Source organism: Bradyrhizobium vignae (genome assembly GCF_004114425.1).
Lineage (GTDB): Bacteria > Pseudomonadota > Alphaproteobacteria > Rhizobiales > Xanthobacteraceae > Bradyrhizobium > Bradyrhizobium vignae.
On record NZ_RDQF01000015.1, the window covers coordinates 35002 to 51445 of the forward strand.

Annotated in this window: 17 protein-coding genes; 14 read left to right on the forward strand and 3 right to left on the reverse strand. The window is 62.1% G+C overall.

What is annotated here, in order from left to right:
- The first annotated feature begins 270 nt into the window (after positions 1 to 270).
- The 3 genes from pqqA (at position 271) to EAV90_RS15105 (ending at position 3518) form a co-directional block, all read left to right on the forward strand.
- On the forward strand, positions 271 to 423 hold the full coding sequence (pqqA, locus tag EAV90_RS40575; protein ID WP_245509523.1) for a pyrroloquinoline quinone precursor peptide PqqA: 153 nt from the start codon (positions 271 to 273) through the stop codon (positions 421 to 423).
- Between the two features lie 168 nt (positions 424 to 591).
- Positions 592 to 3000 (forward strand): membrane-bound PQQ-dependent dehydrogenase, glucose/quinate/shikimate family, encoded by a 2409-nt coding sequence (locus tag EAV90_RS15100; RefSeq protein WP_245509524.1) that lies wholly within the window; start codon positions 592 to 594, stop codon positions 2998 to 3000.
- Positions 3001 to 3200: 200 nt separating this feature from the next.
- Positions 3201 to 3518 (forward strand): DUF3551 domain-containing protein, encoded by a 318-nt coding sequence (locus EAV90_RS15105; protein ID WP_129143838.1) that lies wholly within the window; start codon positions 3201 to 3203, stop codon positions 3516 to 3518.
- Between the two features lie 117 nt (positions 3519 to 3635).
- Here the strand turns inward: EAV90_RS15105 and EAV90_RS41450 are convergent, their stop codons facing one another.
- The gene (locus tag EAV90_RS41450) at positions 3636 to 4181 is read right to left on the reverse strand and encodes a hypothetical protein (RefSeq protein WP_347338803.1); all 546 of its coding nucleotides are present in this window, start codon (positions 4179 to 4181) and stop codon (positions 3636 to 3638) included.
- A 4-nt stretch (positions 4182 to 4185) separates the two neighbouring features.
- Between EAV90_RS41450 and EAV90_RS41455 the strand changes: the two genes are divergently transcribed.
- From EAV90_RS41455 to EAV90_RS15135, 6 genes are all read left to right on the forward strand, one after another.
- Entirely contained in the window at positions 4186 to 4503 is a 318-nt protein-coding gene (locus EAV90_RS41455; RefSeq protein ID WP_347338804.1) for a hypothetical protein, read from the forward strand.
- Between the two features lie 21 nt (positions 4504 to 4524).
- Positions 4525 to 5502 carry a 3-hydroxyacyl-CoA dehydrogenase NAD-binding domain-containing protein gene (locus EAV90_RS15115; protein ID WP_129143839.1) on the forward strand — a complete coding sequence of 326 codons (978 nt, stop codon included), beginning with the start codon at positions 4525 to 4527 and terminating at the stop codon, positions 5500 to 5502.
- 69 nt (positions 5503 to 5571) lie between these two features.
- A complete protein-coding gene (locus EAV90_RS15120; RefSeq protein ID WP_129143840.1) occupies positions 5572 to 6774 on the forward strand; it encodes an acyl-CoA dehydrogenase family protein in 1203 nt (400 codons plus the stop codon).
- A gap of 61 nt (positions 6775 to 6835) precedes the next feature.
- Positions 6836 to 7633 carry an enoyl-CoA hydratase-related protein gene (locus EAV90_RS15125; RefSeq protein WP_129143841.1) on the forward strand — a complete coding sequence of 266 codons (798 nt, stop codon included), beginning with the start codon at positions 6836 to 6838 and terminating at the stop codon, positions 7631 to 7633.
- Positions 7634 to 7661: 28 nt separating this feature from the next.
- Complete coding sequence (locus EAV90_RS15130) at positions 7662 to 8885, forward strand: CaiB/BaiF CoA transferase family protein (protein ID WP_129143842.1); 1224 nt, start codon at positions 7662 to 7664, stop codon at positions 8883 to 8885.
- Between the two features lie 32 nt (positions 8886 to 8917).
- Positions 8918 to 9703: an enoyl-CoA hydratase gene (locus EAV90_RS15135; protein WP_129143843.1), complete on the forward strand. Its 786-nt coding sequence runs from the start codon at positions 8918 to 8920 to the stop codon at positions 9701 to 9703.
- Here EAV90_RS15135 and EAV90_RS15140 read toward each other — a convergent pair.
- On the reverse strand, positions 9668 to 10027 hold the full coding sequence (locus EAV90_RS15140; RefSeq protein WP_129143844.1) for a hypothetical protein: 360 nt from the start codon (positions 10025 to 10027) through the stop codon (positions 9668 to 9670). The two genes, EAV90_RS15135 and EAV90_RS15140, sit on opposite strands and share 36 nt — an antisense overlap.
- Here EAV90_RS15140 and EAV90_RS15145 point away from each other — a divergent pair.
- The 5 genes from EAV90_RS15145 (at position 10026) to cydB (ending at position 16005) form a co-directional block, all read left to right on the forward strand.
- Positions 10026 to 11432, forward strand: a complete 1407-nt coding sequence (locus EAV90_RS15145) for a globin domain-containing protein (RefSeq protein WP_208738498.1) — start codon at positions 10026 to 10028, stop codon at positions 11430 to 11432. The two genes, EAV90_RS15140 and EAV90_RS15145, sit on opposite strands and share 2 nt — an antisense overlap.
- Before the next feature lie 59 nt (positions 11433 to 11491).
- The gene (locus EAV90_RS15150) at positions 11492 to 12853 is read left to right on the forward strand and encodes an NAD(P)/FAD-dependent oxidoreductase (RefSeq protein ID WP_245509525.1); all 1362 of its coding nucleotides are present in this window, start codon (positions 11492 to 11494) and stop codon (positions 12851 to 12853) included.
- A 49-nt stretch (positions 12854 to 12902) separates the two neighbouring features.
- Positions 12903 to 13337 carry a hypothetical protein gene (locus EAV90_RS15155; RefSeq protein ID WP_129143846.1) on the forward strand — a complete coding sequence of 145 codons (435 nt, stop codon included), beginning with the start codon at positions 12903 to 12905 and terminating at the stop codon, positions 13335 to 13337.
- Positions 13338 to 13594: 257 nt separating this feature from the next.
- Positions 13595 to 14995 (forward strand): cytochrome ubiquinol oxidase subunit I, encoded by a 1401-nt coding sequence (locus EAV90_RS15160; RefSeq protein WP_129143847.1) that lies wholly within the window; start codon positions 13595 to 13597, stop codon positions 14993 to 14995.
- Complete coding sequence (gene cydB, locus EAV90_RS15165; RefSeq protein WP_208738499.1) at positions 14995 to 16005, forward strand: cytochrome d ubiquinol oxidase subunit II; 1011 nt, start codon at positions 14995 to 14997, stop codon at positions 16003 to 16005. The genes EAV90_RS15160 and cydB overlap by 1 nt, the downstream gene beginning before the upstream one ends.
- A 76-nt stretch (positions 16006 to 16081) precedes the next feature.
- On the opposite strand, the gene EAV90_RS41460 is transcribed toward cydB, so the two are convergent.
- Positions 16082 to 16411: a hypothetical protein gene (locus EAV90_RS41460; protein WP_347338805.1), complete on the reverse strand. Its 330-nt coding sequence runs from the start codon at positions 16409 to 16411 to the stop codon at positions 16082 to 16084.
- Between the last annotated feature and the right edge of the window lie 33 nt (positions 16412 to 16444).

Below are 16444 nucleotides of genomic sequence, written 5' to 3' on the forward strand. Positions count from 1 at the left end.
CTAGTGCACTCGAACTCATTTGCATGTTCAGCCGATCTCTCGTCGTCGTGTATTCGGACCGGGCAAATCGTAGTCCAGTCTCACACTGGATGGACCCGATCGCTGCCGAGACATGCCGTCCGCCCGTTGATCTTCCTGGCTCAACGTCCTCCGAAACGCCGTGCTCACTAGCAACAATTTGGCGCGATTTGCCGCCCTTCACTCGCGCCTTCTGCGCATGCGGGTCAAATGGATACCCACGCACTCACGCGTGAAACAAAGGAGATCCAGATGCCCACAGCTACAGCACTCAGAGCTTCGACGGCGAGCCCACTTCCCCCGCCGGCTCAGGAAGTAACGCCGATGAAGTGGACCACTCCATGCATCGTCGAGGTCGCCGTCGGCCTGGAAATCAACTCTTACGCGCGCGCCGAGCTGAACTAAGGCCGGCGATCACTGAGGTGAGCCTCGAGCTCTCGCCGTGAGAACGCTGGGCGGCGGAAGCGGCTCGGGTCGTCGCTTTTGAAATACTGGATATCCAAAAAGGAGAACGAGATGTCTTCGACAGTACATGTAGGTCCGGAAGCACCGACTCGAGACCGGGCATCAGAGTTGCAGAAATACCTCGCGTGGACACCTGCGCTGCTGGGCGGCGTGATCGCCCTGCTCGGTTGCATTCTCGCGGGCGGCGGTGCTTACCTCGCCTCGCTCGGCGGCAGCCTCTACTACGTTGTGGCCGGCGCGATGCTGATCGCTGCGGGCCTGCTCATGATCAAGGGCAAGATCGCGGGCGTCTACACCTACGTCGGCGCGGTCGTCTTCACGGCGGTGTGGAGCTTTTGGGAGGTCGGCCTGTCTGGCTGGGAGCTGATCCCGCGGCTTGTCGGACCTTTCGTCCTGCTCGTGCTGGCAATCCTGGTGGCTCCGGTACTCGACCGAGCGATGGGACGGCGCGCACGCAATTTGGGCCTCGCGGGCTCCGGCTTCTTCGTCGCGGCCCTCGCGGTTCTCATCCCGATCTTCAATCAGCAGGCGGCGCCGAACCAGCTCCCTGAGGCGCACGCAAACGCCCCCTTCGCGGATTCCGCCTATGCGCCCAAGAAGGGTGAGTGGAACGCCTATGGCGGCGGTCAGAGCGCACAGCGCTTTTCGGACCTTGCGCAGATCACGCCCGCGAATGCCAAGGACCTCAGGCGCGTATGGACCTTCCACACGGGCGACATTCCGAAGAAATACGGATCGGAATTGACGCCGCTCAAGATCGGCAATGCGATCTACGGCTGCACGCCGATGAACAAATTGTTCAAGCTGAATGCGGCGACCGGCCAGAAGGAGTGGATGTACGATCCCGAGGTTCCGGCGGCCTGGGTGCCCTACACGGCGGCCTGCCGCGGTGTGGCATACTATGAGAACCCCAAGGCCGCAGCCGGCGAGGCCTGCGCGGCACGCATCATCGAGGGAACGCTCGACATGCGCCTGATTGCTGTGGACGCCAAGACGGGCCAGCCGTGCCAGGATTTTGGCAAGAACGGCGCCGCCGATCTCAAGGTCGGACTTGCGCAGAAGGATAGCGCCAATGGCGCCATCACGCCCGTCGTTCCGGGCACGGCGGCCATCACTGGCGTCCCTGTCATCGTGCACGGGGTCGTCGTGACCGGGCATCAGGTGCTCGATGGTCAACGCCGCTGGGCAGCATCGGGCGTCATCCGCGGCTACGATGCTGTCACGGGTGAATTGCGCTTTGCCTGGGACATCAACCAGCCGGAGGTGACGAAGCTGCCGCCGGACGGCAAGCCGTACTCGCTGGGCACACCGAACATGTGGACGACCGCTGTCGGTGACGAGAAGCTCGGCCTCGTCTACTTGCCGATGGGCAATTCGGCGGGCGACTACTACACCTCGCTGCGCTCGGATGAGGAGAAGAAGTACAGCTCAGCACTGGTCGCGCTCGATGTGGAGACGGGCAAGCCGCGCTGGGTGTACCAGACCGTGCATAACGACGTGTGGGACTACGACCTCGGCTCTCAGCCGACTCTGGTCGAATTCCCCACCACCGGCGGCAAGGTGCCCGCGGTCTTGCTGCCGACCAAGCAAGGCGACATGTTCGTGCTCGACCGTGCCACCGGCAAGCCGCTGCACCAGGTCGACGAAGTTGCCGTCCCGCAGGGCGGCGCCGAGCCCGACCAGCGCTCTCCAACGCAGCCGTTCTCGCGTTACCACACGCTGCGCAAGCCCGACCTGGTCGAGCACGACATGTGGGGCATCTCGCCGATCGACCAGATGATCTGCCGGATCAACTTCAAGCGTGCTCGCTATGAGGGCCCGTTCACTCCGCCGGAGCTCGACCGTCACAACCTCGAATATCCCGGCTACAACGGCGGGTCGGACTGGGGCAGCGTCGCCGTCGATCCTCAGCGCGGGGTGATCATCGCGAACTACAACGACATGCCCAACTACGACAAGCTTGTCACTCGCAAGGACGCGGACGCGATGGGTCTGTTCCCCGCCGGTGATCCGCGTGCAGCCGGAAGCGCCTCGAGCGCTGAAGGCGCCGGCGCACAGACGGGAACGCCCTATGGCATCCTCGTCAACGCGGGCTGGCAGATGCCGACCGGCGTGCTCTGCACGCGCCCTCCTTACGGCGGCATCCGTGCCATCGATCTCGCCACCGGTAAGACGCTGTGGGATCGCCCGTTCGGTTCGGCCCGGCGAAACGGCCCGTTCGGCCTGCCGACCTTCATTCCGCTCGAGATCGGCACGCCGAACAACGGCGGCTCCGTGGTGACGGCAGGCGGCTTGATCTTCATCTCGGCAGCGACCGACGATCTGATCAAGGCGATCGACATCAAGACCGGTGAGATCGTCTGGAGTGACGTGCTCCCCGCCGGCGGCCAGGCTGCACCGATCGTGTACGAGCAGGATGGCAAGGAGTACGTGGTCATCATGGCGGGCGGCCATCACTTCATGATGACGCCTCCGGGCGACTCTCTGATCGCCTACGCTCTGCCCGACAAGAAGTAGGAGTACGCAATCTCCGCAACGCGCGGCATCACCCGATGCCGCGCGTTGTGCTGTTTAGAGAAGAAAGACAGCTTCAAGCCAACCGACTCGCGCGCTCGCTCCTTCGCAACGATTTGGCACGATTTGTTGCGCTTCACTCGCGCTCACAGCACATCCGGATCAAATTGCATCCAACGCAGGCTTGGTGAAAGGAGATCCAGATGACCACCGCCGTGTTGAAAGCAATGACTATTCCTACTGCCGCTTTGGCCGCCGCGATCGCTTTCGCTGCGCTGCTGCCCGCAGCGCGCGCCGGCGAATATTGCAGCCGGGATACCGACTACATGACCGACTGCAGCTTCAGCTCGATGGAGATGTGCGAGGCATCGCGCTCAGGTCGCGGCGGAGAGTGCTTCAGCGAGCCAGCCCTTGCGGGCAACGGCATCGCAACCGTCGACCGCAATGTCTACGCCTACTCACCTAGTTCAGTTCACCACGAGCGCACAGGGCGCCGCTTGATCTCGAAGACTAACAACTGAGCACGAACAATCCGGCCACACCAATCGCAACAGCCTCGTTGGCCAGCGCGCCACCGAGCCCTGAGCGTAGTACTGAGGAAAGACATGACCGTACTTCAAGAAACCAAATCGAAGACCTCATCGGGCACCACTCGCTCCGGCCGACTGTTCGTTCTCGAACTGAGCGGTGACCGCATTCACTCGATGAATCCCGATGGTTCCGACCGCAAGGTCATCGTTACCGACGGCCGCCTCCCCGACGGCATCGTCGTGGATGTAGAGGCGGGTCACATCTATTGGACCAACATGGGCGTCCCCCCTCTCAACGACGGGTCCATCGAGCGCGCCGACCTCGACGGCGGGAATCGCAAGGTCATCGTCCCGCAGGGCGTCACCCACACGCCGAAGCAGATCCACCTCGATAAGGAGAACGGCAAGCTCTACTGGTGCGACCGCGAGGGCATGCGCGTGATGCGTGCCAATCTCGATGGCTCGCAGGTCGAGACGCTGGTCCAAACCGGTCTCGGCGACAACGACGCGCACGATCAAAACCTGTGGTGCGTCGGGATCACCATCGATCCGAAGTTCAAGAAAATCTACTGGACGCAGAAGGGCCCCGACAACGGCGAGCAGGGCCGCATCTTCCGCGCCGAAGGGCGAGACCCCGACGAACCGTTCCGACATCGAGGTGCTGTTCGATCGTCTGCCGGAGCCGATCGACCTCGAGCTCGATGTGGCGAACCGTGTCCTCTACTGGACCGATCGCGGCGATCCGCCGCGCGGCAACACGGTAAATCGCGCGCCGATCGACACGAAGGCGACACCGGAGATCGTCGTCACGCACTTGATGGAAACCATCGGCATCGCGCTCGACGTGCCTGGCGACCGGATGTTCGTCACCGACTTCGCTGGCTCGGTCTATTCCGCCGATCTCGATGGCAAGAACCAGCGCAACTTCCTCTACGCCCAGGGCAATCTCACCGGCATCGCCTACGCCGAAATCTGACGCACTATTCGGAGACATGACATGACCAACACCAAACCCATTCGCCGCATCGCCATCATCGGCACCGGCGTGATCGGCGCGAGCTGGACCTCGCTGTTTCTCGCCAAGGGACTGCAGGTTGTCGCAACCGACCCCGCGCCGAACGCAGAGGCCTCGCTGCGCAAGTTCGTGGACACGGCCTGGCCGGCGCTCAAGCGCTTGGGCCTGTCGGCGGGAGCGTCGCAGTCGAACCTCAAGTTCACGGCAGATCTCGCGCAGGCGGTCGCCGGCATCGACGTCGTCCAGGAGAACGGGCCCGAGCGAATCGATTTCAAACAAAAGCTCTACGGGCAGCTCGACGAGCTGCTGCCACCCGAGGTGATCATCGCATCGAGCTCCTCGGGGCTCACCATGAGCGAGATCCAGAAGGGCGCCGCGGCGCACCCCGAGCGCTGCGTCATCGGCCATCCGTTCAATCCGCCGCACCTAATCCCGCTGACCGAGATCGTCGGCGGAGCGAAGACCTCGGAAGCGACAATCCAGCGCGCGGAGGAATTCTACACGTCGATCGGGCAAAAGACGGTGCGCGTCAAGAAGGAGCTGCCCGGCCACGTCGCCAACCGGTTGCAGTCCGCAGTGGCGCGCGAGGTCTACTATCTTGTCGCCGAGGGCGTGGTGAGCGCCGCCGACGTCGACACCGCCCTCTCCTGGGGCCCGGGCCTGCGTTGGGGAATCATGGGCAACCTGATGCTCAATCATCTCGGCGGCGGCCCGGGCGGCATCGAGCATTTCTTCCATCAGTTCTCGGAGCCGATGACGGCCTGGTGGAAGACCCTCGGCTCACCCGTGCTGACGCCGGACGTGCAGCAGAAGCTCATCGACAGCGTCCATGCCGAAGTTGGTTCGCGCACCGTCGCGGAGCTGGAGGCGGAGCGCGACGAAGTCCTGCTCGGTCTGATCGAGCTGCGCAACAAGGTCGCGAAGTCGGCCCAAATGAAATCGATCGAGCCGGTCGCCTAAGCGCGACCGGTCATCCAGCTGAAGTCCTCACTTTATCGGCTTTCAAGCCGCGACAACAGGAGTCCCAAAATGCTGACTAAAACCTCGAAGCCGCTACCGGCGCCGAACAGCGATTTTTACAACTACGCCGACCTCCTGAATCCCGAGGAACGCGCGATCCATCAGAGGGTGCGCACGTTCATGGAGTCCAAAGTCGCGCCGATCATCAACAAGTACTGGGTCGAGGACGCGTTTCCGTTCGAGCTGGTGCCCTTGGTTAAGGAGCTGAACCTCGGCGGCCTCGGCATCCAGGGGTACGGCTGCGCCGGTGGCAATCAATTGCTGGTCGGCCTCATTGGAGTAGAAATGGCGCGGGTCGATGCCTCATTCGCGACCTTCTTCGGCGTCCACAACTTCCTGGCGATGGGTTCCATCCAGGTCGCTGGATCGGAGGAGCAGAAACAAAAATGGCTGCCGCCGATGGCGCGCATGGAAAAGATCGGCTGCTTCGGCCTGACCGAGCCGCTGGTCGGCTCGGGAGCGGGTGGCGGCCTGACCACGACCGCTAAGCGCGAGGGCGACACCTGGGTCCTCAACGGCCAGAAGCGGTGGATCGGCAATGCGCCCTGGTGCGATATCTCGATCATCTGGGCGAAAGACGTCGACGACAACCAGGTCAAGGGCTTCATCGTCGAGAACAAGAACACGCCCGGCTTCAGCGTCGAGAAGATGGAGAACAAGATGGCGCTCAAGGTGGTCCAGAACGGTCAAATCACGATGAAGGACTGCCGGGTGCCGGACGCAAATCATCTGGCATCGGGCACCCAGTCCTTCCGCGACACCGCGCGCGTGCTGCGTGGGACGCGGTACTACGTGGGCTGGGAATCGACGGGATGCGCGATGGGCGCCTACGAGCACGCGCTCAAATACACGCAGGAGCGATTGCAGTTCGGAAAGCCGGTCGCCTCGTTCCAGCTCATTCAGGACCTCCTTGCGAAGATGCTCGCCAACATCACCGCCTGCCAGGGCATGGTGGTTCGCACGGCCCAGCTCGCCGACGAAGGCAAGCTGACGGACCAGCAAGCCGCGCTTTCGAAGGCGTTCTGCACGGCCAAGGCGCGTGAGACGGTCTCCTGGGCGCGAGAGGTGCTCGGCGGCAACGGCATTATCGTCGACTACAACGTCGCGCGCTTCTTTGCTGATGCCGAGGCGCTCTATTCCTACGAGGGCACCTACCAGATGCAGAACCTGATCGTCGGCAAGGCGATCACCGGGTTCAGCGCCTTCGTCTAATATCCTGAAGCGCGCCGGAGCGCTTTGCGCCGGCTCGCCACCTCCAAAAAGAGAGATCAACATGTCATCGACAACACCGACACTCGCAAACGTGCTCTACGAAAAGCGTGGTGCGATCGCCTATGTGACCATCAACCGGCCCAAGGTGCTCAACGCCCTGAACACGCCAACCTGGAAGGATTTGCGCACGGCCTTCGAGGCTGCACGGGACGACGCTGCGGTGCGCGGCCTCATCCTCACCGGCGCGGGCGAGAAGGCATTCATCGCCGGCGCCGACATCAGCGAGCTCGCGCATGCGAGTGCGATCGACGCCGAACGGTCCAGCCGCTACGGGCAGGAGGTGCTCGATCTCGTCGAGAATCTCGGCAAGCCGGTGATCGCGGCAATCAACGGCTTTGCGCTGGGCGGCGGTTGCGAGACGGCAATGGCGTGCACCATCCGCATCGCCGTCGAGCATGCGAAGTTCGGCCAGCCCGAGGTCAAGCTGGGATTGCTTCCCGGCGGCGGCGGCACGCAGCGGCTGCCGCGCTTGATAGGAAAGGGCCGCGCGCTCCAACTCATTCTGTCCGGAGAGACCATCAGCGCGCAGGAGGCTTATCGCATCGGGCTTGTCAACGAGGTCGTACCGGCAGCCGATCTCATCGCGCGTGCGGAAGCCATCCTGAAGATGATCGCTTCGAACGCTCCGATCGCTGTCAAGCAATCGCTCGAAGCGGTGAACAAGGGAATGGATACGAGCCAGAGCGAGGGCTTCGTCCTCGAAGCGTCCTACTTCGGCCTGTGCGCCGGGACGGAGGACAAGAAGGAGGGCACGTCCGCCTTCCTCGAAAAGCGCGCCCCGCAGTTCCTGGGCCGCTGAACCAGAACGACGATTTAGGAGAGACCCAATGCCAAGCGACAACATCTTTTCCGGACTGAAGGTCGTCGACTTCTCGACCTACGTTGCGGCTCCCGGCGCCGCCGTGATTCTGTCCGACTTCGGCGCCGACGTCATCAAGGTCGAGCCGCCGAGCGGCGACCCCTGGAGGCAGGGGCACAGGATCCCGCCGCAGCCGGCGGCAGATGATCCCTACCAGTGGCATCTCGCCAACCGCAACAAGCGCAGCATCACGCTTAACCTGAAATCGCCCAGCGCCCAGCAGGTTCTCAAGCAGCTTGTCAAATGGGCCGACGTATTGATCGTCAACACGCCGCACCCCGCGCGCAAGAAATTGAAGCTCGAATACGACGATGTGGTGCCGTGGAATCCACGCCTGATCTATGCGGATCTCACCGGCTTCGGCGAAAAGGGGCCAGACGCCGATCTGCCAGGCTTCGACATCACGTCATACTGGGCGCGCAGCGGCCTGCTGTCGATGACGCGCGATGCTGGCGCGCCGCCGACCTTACCGGTGGGCGGCAGCGGCGACAATGCGACGGCTGTCGGAATCTATTCGGCGATCGTCACGGCGCTCTACCGCCGCGAGCGCACCGGCAAGGGGGCGTATGTCACGACCTCGCTGCTCGCCGAAGGCGTCTGGTCGGCGAGCGTTTCGATCCAGGCCGCCTTGTCCGGCGCGAAGTTCTACGGGCTGCACGATCGCATGCATCCGGCCAATGCGGCGTTCAACGTGTATCGCTCCTCAGACGGCACCTGGTTCGTTCTCATCGTCACCGCCGACAGGTTGGGCGCCGTCGCGAACGCCATCGGCCGCCCGGACCTTCTGACGGATGACCGGTTCTCCGATCCGGCGAAGCTGATAGCGAGCATGCCACAGCTCACGGCCATCCTCGACGACGTCTTCGCAGCGCAGCCCATGGCGCATTGGAATGAGGTGTTTAGCGGCGTGCACGTCACGTTCGGCGCCGTGCGCGGACCGCTAGAGGTCGTCGACGATCCGCAGTTGCGGGCAAACGATATCATCGTTCCGCTCGAAGGCGCCGGTGGCAAACTCAGCACGACGATCAGCAGTCCGATACAGGTGCACGGTGTTGCCAAGGTCCCTGCCCGGCGCGGACCCGACCTCGGCGAGCACACCGAAGAGATCCTGCGCGACCTGGGATTCGACGCCAAAGGCATCGAAGACCTGCGCGCGAGCGACGCCGTACCGAAAGTCAAGGAACACGCCTGACACAGGACGGACGGAGAGAAAGGAACAACCCCATGAGCGACATTCTCATCGAGCGTGCTGACGGCATCCTGCGGGTCCAGCTTAATCGTCCGGTCCAGAAGAACGCGATGACGTCCGCCATGTATACGAACCTGGCCGACATCCTCAACGAAGCTGACAAGGACGACGCGATCCGTGTCGTGCTCTGGCACAGCACCGGAAACGTGTTCTGCGCCGGAAACGACATCGTGGATTTCCTCAAGAATCCGCCCACGCCGGGCGCATTTCCGCAAGGGCTCCTGATGGACGCATTCGTCAAGTTCGAAAAGCCGATCGTCGCGGCCGTGCAAGGCGGGGCGATCGGCGGTGGAACCACGATGCTTACGCACTGCGATTTCATCTACGCGGTCGAGAGCGCGAAATTCCAGCTACCGTTCATCAACCTGGCGCTGGTGCCGGAATTCGGATCGAGCTTTTCGATACCGGCGCGCGTGGGCCATCTCCGGGCGGCGGAATTGTACTTGCTGGGAGAGCCCTTCACGGCTGCGCGGGCAGCGGAGCTCGGCCTAGTGACCAGCGTGGTGCCCGACGCCGACCTGCTCACGACCGCCACCGCAACGGCGCAGAAGCTGGCGGCAAAACCGAGCGGCGCGTTGCTGGCGAGCAAGCGGCTCCTCAAGCAGCCTTCGATTGGCCCGCTCAATGTGGCGATCAAGATTGAGAGCCAGGAGTTCATGGAGCGGGTGGGCGGGCCAGAGGCCAAGGAAGCGCTCTCGGCCTTCCTCGAGAAGCGTCCGCCCAATTTAAACAAGACGAGGACGTCCGTCACGGCCGAATAGTACGCGCTCGCAGCAATCGGTGAGCGTCGCGTCGATTATGGCGCGGCGCAAGCCGGGAATTAAGAAGCGGCGCCAAGCAAAGGCGGGAGCTGAAATGAAACACGTATTGAGCTTCGCCACGTTTGCCATGGTAGCGCTCTGCTTCGCAGTGTTCCTGACCACGATGAAGCCAACCGTTCTCAGCGCCGTCGAGGCATCGAGCAAGCCCGCGCATTGCAAAATGGCCGGCTTCTGGTGCGCTGGGATGCCATAGCGAAGCCCCACGGCTGGAGCGTTGAGAGCATCGTGGACTAGCGCGACGGTGACCTTCGGATTCTCTGCCATGATCCGGCTTCCGGAGCCCGAGACTATTTCTATTCGTCGCGACGACGAGAACCGGGACGTTCAACTTGCCCGCTCTTGTTTGCAGCGTCTTATCGAGATTTGCGTAGCTTTGGCCGCATTAACTCGCGCGTTTAGGTCACGCGGCGTAGCTATCGAGAAGCCGCAAGACAACGCATCACGGAGGAGCATCGTGCTCTCAGACAAGTCTCGCCCCATCATCCAATCGACACTGCCAGCCGTCGGCCCGCACATCCAGGAAATCGCCAAGTGCTCTTATGGGCTTCTGTTTGCCGCACATCCGGAGCTGATGGATGGGCCCTTCAGCCGCAGCCACCAGGCCGACGCCACCCAGCAGCAAGCCTTGGCCGGATCGGTGGCCGCATTCGCCACCGCACTGGTGAACTCGCCTGATCGGCTGCCCGAGAATCTTCTGTCCCGCATTGCGCACAAGCACACGTCGCTGGGCATCCAGCCGGAGCCGTACCAGATCGTCCATGACCACCTGATGTCGGCCATTGCAGAAGTGTTGGGTGACGCGGTCACGCCGGGCGTCGCGGCAGCGTGGGATGAGGTATACTGGCTGATGGCCTACACCCTGACCCACGTGGAGCGCGGCCTCTCCGGCGCGCGCGGCGTGAGTCCGCAGACGGTATGGCGGCAATGGGAGGTCGAGAAGAAGATCCAGGAAACCGATGATGTGGTGACGTTTGTCGTCAAGCGTATCGAGGATCACATGGTGAAGCCGTCGCTTGCCGGCCAATATATATCGGTGCAGGTGCCGCTGCCCGACGGCACGCGACAATCACGCCAGTACAGTCTGAGCCGGGCCGACAAGGGAGAATCCCGCCGGTTCTCGGTCAAGAGAGTGCACGGCGCAGCAGGAAAGCCCGACGGAGAGGCGTCGACGCTGTTGCACACCAGTATCGGGGTGGGCGACGTGCTGAACCTGTCTGTTCCGTTCGGTCCCCTGGTGCTGGACGACTACTCTGGGCGCCCGATGGTGTTTATCAGTGGGGGTATCGGCATTACTCCGATGGCCGGGATGCTCTCGCGCCTTGCCACGGCTCGGTCCCCTTTCCCGATCATGCTGCTGCACGCCGACCACAACGAGCACGCCTTCGCTCTTCGCAACCAGATCCGCGATGACATCGTCGCGCTGCGCCTTGCTTCTATCTATGTTTGGTACGAGCAGGGAGCCGACAGCCAATTGCCGGTGCAGGGCGTCTTCGCCGGCAGGATGGACCTGTCACACGTCCGCCTGCCCGACAATGCGGTGTATCACATGTGCGGACCGATCCCGTTCATGCATGGGATCCGCAGCGCCCTTATCGCGCTTGGTATTCCACCCCGGGATATCCAGTACGAAATGTTCGGCCCGGACCTGTGGCAGGCAGATTACGAATAGGCCGATAGCTTGCTGAAACTAATGACAAAGAGCACGAACGAGGTGAGCGCATGAGTGCGATGGCTGAGACCCGGTCTGACGAGGGAATCGCCGGCGCCGAGGCCCCCCGCCGAGAGCGCAAACGCGTTGTCGTTATCGGTGGCGGCTTTGCCGGTATCGCCGCGACACGGGCGCTGCGGCATGCTGATGTCGATGTCATCCTGATCGACCGCCGCAATCATCACATATTTCAGCCGCTGCTCTACCAAGTGGCGACGGCGGTGCTCTCGCCGGCGGAGATCGCCGCGCCGATCCGGCAGCTCGAAGTGAAGCAGAAGAACCTCAGCGTGCTCCTGGCGGAGGTCACCGGCATCGACGTGGCTTCCCGCACGATCGAAGCGTCTTCGCCTGGCGCGGGCGCGCTCAACATCGCGTACGACTACCTGGTGGTCGCGACCGGCATGCGTCCGAGCTACTTCGGGCACGACGAGTTCGCTCAGTATGCGCCGGGACTCAAGAACCTCAGTGACGCCGAGACGATCCGAGCCAAAATCCTCGGCGCGTTTGAACTGGCCGCAGCGACCGAGGACGAGGCCGAACGCGCGCGTCAGATGACGTTCGTGCTGGTCGGCGCAGGCCCCACAGGCGTGGAACTCGCGGCATCCCTCGCACAAATGGTGAAGGTCACGCTACGCGGCAACTTCCGCCACATCGATCCGGCACGGGCGAACATCATTCTGCTTGACGCAGGTAAGCGGGTTCTACCGACCTTTGCCGAGTCACTGTCCCGCAGGGCGACCCGACGGCTCACGAAGCTCGGCGTGAAGGTCTCGACCGGAGTGAAGGTCGAGACCGTCGACGCACAGGGCGTGGTCGCCGGCGGAAGCAGAATCCCCAGCGCCACGGTGCTCTGGACCGCGGGGGTTGCGGCATCGCCGATCCCAAAGATGCTCGGCACCGAGACCGACCGCGCAGGGCGCGCGCTCGTTGATCCCTTCCTGAAGGTCGTGGACGCGCCCGGCGTCTTCGTCGTGGGCGATGCGGCTTCGGTCATGCAAAAAAACGAACACCCGGTGCCAGGCGTGGCGCAGGCGGCGATCCAGGAAGGACATTATGTCGGGCGGCTGATCGCCAAAGAGCTGAAGGGAGGGAAGGTCAAGCGTCCGTTCAGCTATTTCGACAAGGGCAATATGGCAGTCGTCGGCAAGAATTACGCCGTTCTGGAGCGCGGCTGGCTGCGCACGAGCGGGGCCCTGACGTGGCTGGTGTGGGCGTTCATTCACATGCTCGCCCTACCGCAGTTGCAGAACCGCTGGCGCGTGCAGCACCAGTGGCTCTGGTCGTATTTCACTGGCCAGCGCAGCTCGCGGTTGATCCCGGAGCCGCCGAGGGACGTTGCTCCCGCGCGGAACTCGCGTGAGGGCCACCAGCCAACATCGTAAGCGGCGCTACGCTTGCCGTCGATGATTAGGATCCCCGAGTTGATGGACAATGCAGGTGCTCGATCACATTTTGAGATTTATGACGCTTGGCACGATCATAGTTAGCAGTATTGCTATCTACGCCGCGCTTCACACCAACAACAGGCGTGTTGGAGCCGACATTTTCCTCAAATATTCCGATCGGATCTCCAACCTGAGGCGCACCCTCCCGATAGCTGCCTTCGTTGAAAGAGGCGCACCTTGCAACCTGGACATGACGCCCGATGAGCGTCGAGCAGCACACGAAATCATCTACTCAATCTACGAGCTTTATGAGCTTAAAGTGCATGGCTTTCTTCCGTCGGCGATCTGGAAGATAAGAGAGCCCGATATTGAAAGGACTCTTTCTCTTCCGTTTTTTCGACAAGAGTTAGCTGCTTTAGAGGGAAGATTTACCAGGCACCCACGCTTTGCGAGCTGGCTCGAACAGCTCAGGCGAAGATAGGCCGGTTTACGAGCAATCAAATCTGAGGACTTCAGCGAGCAACGCCGGGCCGAATTGCATACGCTCGATCACAGTTGAGCATGTGCTCAACATAGTTGCTCCGCTGCTTTTGAAGATTTTGCCGGAATTTGGCAGCGTTTACTCATGCATCCGAGCTGCGCGATCTATTTTCAAACGAGCCTGCATGCCTTTGCAGACCGCTTTGAGAGCCCCTTCGGCTGCTCTCTTCACTTGACCGAAACAAAAGAGGTTCAGCGATGCACTTCGATCCAGTCCTGTTATCACGCATCCAGTTCGCCTGGGTCGTCGCCTGGCACATCCTGCTGCCGGCGTTCACCGTGGGATGTGCGTCCTTCATCGCGGTCGTCGAGGGCTTGAATTTCGCGACCGGACGCGAAGAATATGCCCGCATCTCGACATTCTGGATCAAGATCTTCGCCATCGCATTCGGCATGGGCGTTGTGAGCGGGCTCGTCATGCCGTTCCAGTTCGGCACCAATTGGAGCCGTTATGCGGCCGCCGTCGGCGACGTCCTGTCGCCGCTGTTTGCATATGAGGGCTTGACTGCTTTCTTCCTGGAAGCCGGCTTCCTCGGCGTCCTCTTGTTCGGCCGCAAGCTGGTGCCGCCGTGGGCGCACTTCTTCGCAGCCCTCATGGTGGCAATCGGGACGTTGTTTTCCACGTTTTGGATCCTGTCAGCCAACAGCTGGATGCAGACGCCAGCCGGCTACGAGATCGTCAATGGCCAGTTCATTCCGACAGACTGGATCAAGGTGATCTTCAATCCGTCATTTCCTTATCGGCTGGCGCATACCGCATTCGCATTCTTCAACACCACCGGCTTCGTCGTCCTCGGTGTCGGCGCATACCTGCTGAGGCGCAACCGCTCGGTTCGCGAAGCGCGCATCATGTTCTCGATGGCGCTGTGGGCGCTGACCCTGCTGGTGCCGATGCAGATGCTGATCGGCGATATGCACGGCCTCAACACCCGCAAATATCAGCCTGCAAAGCTGGCGGCCATCGAATCTCGCTGGGAGACCGGCAAGGGCGTGCCGCTGACCGTCTTTGCGATCCCCGATGACAAGGCCGAGCAGAACAAGTTCGCGATCGAAATTCCATTCCTCGGAAGCCTGATCCTGACTCACGAACTCCATGGCGAGGTAAAGGGCCTGAAGGACTTCCCCGCCGATCAGCGGCCGCCGGTGGCGATCCCCTTCTTCGCCTTCCGCGCGATGGTTGGATGCGCGGGCCTGATGTTGGGGCTCGTGCTGCTGGGCGGCTGGTTGCGCTGGCGCGGGCAGCTCTACGACACGCGGCTGTACCTGCTGGCTTGTCAGTGCGCGCTTCCGCTCGGCTTCATCGCGGTCGTGGCCGGATGGTTCGTAACCGAGGTCGGCCGGCAGCCATGGACGGTCTATGGGCTCTTGCGCACGGCAGCCTCGGTTTCGCCGTCCCTGACGAGCTCCGACGTGACGCTGTCGTTGCTGGCCTACATGGCGGTCTACCTGCTGATCTATCCCTGCGGCGTCATGCTGATTGCCCGGCTCATTCGCAAGGGGCCGGTCGACTTCAGTGAAACGGCCCCGGCCGTCGAGGCTGGCATTGCCTCCGCGCCGGTCCTCAGCCCCGCCATCAACGTCGTCAAAGGAGAAGTGTAATGCCCCAAATCCTCGATCTGGTCCCGATCTGGACGGTGATCCTGGCCGCGGCCGTGTTCTTCTACGTGCTGCTGGACGGCTTCGATCTCGGCGTCGGGATGCTCTATGGCCTGGCGGGCGACAAGCACTCCCGCAACACCATCATGAACTCGATTGCCCCCATCTGGGATGGCAACGAGACTTGGCTGGTTCTTGGCGGCCTTGGCCTTCTCGCCGCCTTCCCAACCGCCTTCGCGGTCATTGTTCCAGCAGTGTATTTCCCCATTCTGGTTATGCTGCTCGGCCTGGTGTTTCGCGGCGTGGCCTTCGAATTCCGGGTTCGCGATGCCGAACACAAGACGTTCTGGGACCGCGCATTCTGCTATGGATCCGCGATCGGCACTTTCGCGCAAGGTGTCGTGCTCGGTGCATTCGTCCAAGGTTTTCCGGTCCAAAACGGGCAATTCGCCGGAACGTCCTTTGCGTTCCTCACGCCGTTCTCCGTTCTGACCGGTGTCGCCCTGATGTTCGGCTATGGCCTTCTCGGCGCCGGCTGGCTCATCCTGAAGACCGAAGGTGACATTCAGGCCGCGGCCCGCCGTTACGGCCGAGTCTGCCTCGTCGGCGTCGTTGCCGCGATCGCCATCGTGAGTGTCTGGACACCGATCATGAGCCCGGCGGTGGCGGCGCGCTGGTTCAGCTTGCCCAATTTCGTGCTGTTCCTGCCGGTGCCGGTGCTATCTGGCGTGGTTGCGCTCTGGAGTTGGCGATCTCTCAACAGCAAGGCTGAGGCGGCGCCGTTCTTAAGTGCGATCGTGCTCTTCGTCCTGACCTATATCGGAATGGCTGTCAGCCTCTATCCGATGATCGTGCCTTACCAACTGACGCTGTGGGAGGCAGCCTCCTCGCCGCGCACCCAGGCATTCCTGCTGGTCGGAACGCTCTTCCTGCTGCCCGTGATCCTGACCTATTCGAGCTGGTCGTATTGGGTATTCCGCGGAAAGGTCAAGGCGGAAGCGGGGTATCACTGATCGCCTCTCGTCAACGTTGGCGATGTCAAGTGATGACGACGACGAAACATGCAAAACGCTTCGCGTCGTCATCGAGTTATTCCTTGAGCCGAACTGCCTGACGTGGACGCCGCATCCCGCAACCTGGATGCTCCCACGATCCCGAATGCCAGAAGGCGCAATTAGAATGATCATCTGCTCCTGCAATGCCATCAGCGATCATGATGTTAGAGGCGCCGTCGAGTCTGCTGATATCGAATTGTATTCGACCGCGCAGGTCTACAATTGCCTCGGTCACCTGGTACACTGTGGGCTCTGCTCCCGCTCGGTCAGAAGAATCCTGTGCAAGAACCGGAAGCGGCATCGCCGTGCTGATCGCCGTTCCGTTGAAGTCGTCGGGCGTACAGTTTTGAGCGAAGACGGCCATGTATTCCACTCGCGAAATCCGCCCTGCGAAACC

Bases quoted from the DNA above. Each gene is read 5' to 3' on its own strand.
- EAV90_RS15160 (WP_129143847.1), top strand. From the start codon at position 13,595: ATGCACTTCGATCCAGTCCTGTTATCACGCATCCAGTTCGCCTGGGTC.
- cydB (WP_208738499.1), top strand. From the start codon at position 14,995: ATGCCCCAAATCCTCGATCTGGTCCCGATCTGGACGGTGATCCTGGCC.
- EAV90_RS41460 (WP_347338805.1), bottom strand. From the start codon at position 16,411: ATGGCCGTCTTCGCTCAAAACTGTACGCCCGACGACTTCAACGGAACG.
- EAV90_RS15120 (WP_129143840.1), top strand. From the start codon at position 5,572: ATGCTGACTAAAACCTCGAAGCCGCTACCGGCGCCGAACAGCGATTTT.
- EAV90_RS15135 (WP_129143843.1), top strand. From the start codon at position 8,918: ATGAGCGACATTCTCATCGAGCGTGCTGACGGCATCCTGCGGGTCCAG.
- EAV90_RS15145 (WP_208738498.1), top strand. From the start codon at position 10,026: ATGATCCGGCTTCCGGAGCCCGAGACTATTTCTATTCGTCGCGACGAC.
- EAV90_RS15105 (WP_129143838.1), top strand. From the start codon at position 3,201: ATGACCACCGCCGTGTTGAAAGCAATGACTATTCCTACTGCCGCTTTG.
- EAV90_RS15140 (WP_129143844.1), bottom strand. From the start codon at position 10,027: ATGGCAGAGAATCCGAAGGTCACCGTCGCGCTAGTCCACGATGCTCTC.
- EAV90_RS15155 (WP_129143846.1), top strand. From the start codon at position 12,903: ATGCAGGTGCTCGATCACATTTTGAGATTTATGACGCTTGGCACGATC.
- EAV90_RS15125 (WP_129143841.1), top strand. From the start codon at position 6,836: ATGTCATCGACAACACCGACACTCGCAAACGTGCTCTACGAAAAGCGT.
- EAV90_RS15150 (WP_245509525.1), top strand. From the start codon at position 11,492: ATGGCTGAGACCCGGTCTGACGAGGGAATCGCCGGCGCCGAGGCCCCC.
- EAV90_RS15115 (WP_129143839.1), top strand. From the start codon at position 4,525: ATGACCAACACCAAACCCATTCGCCGCATCGCCATCATCGGCACCGGC.
- pqqA (WP_245509523.1), top strand. From the start codon at position 271: ATGCCCACAGCTACAGCACTCAGAGCTTCGACGGCGAGCCCACTTCCC.
- EAV90_RS41450 (WP_347338803.1), bottom strand. From the start codon at position 4,181: ATGTCGGAACGGTTCGTCGGGGTCTCGCCCTTCGGCGCGGAAGATGCG.
- EAV90_RS15130 (WP_129143842.1), top strand. From the start codon at position 7,662: ATGCCAAGCGACAACATCTTTTCCGGACTGAAGGTCGTCGACTTCTCG.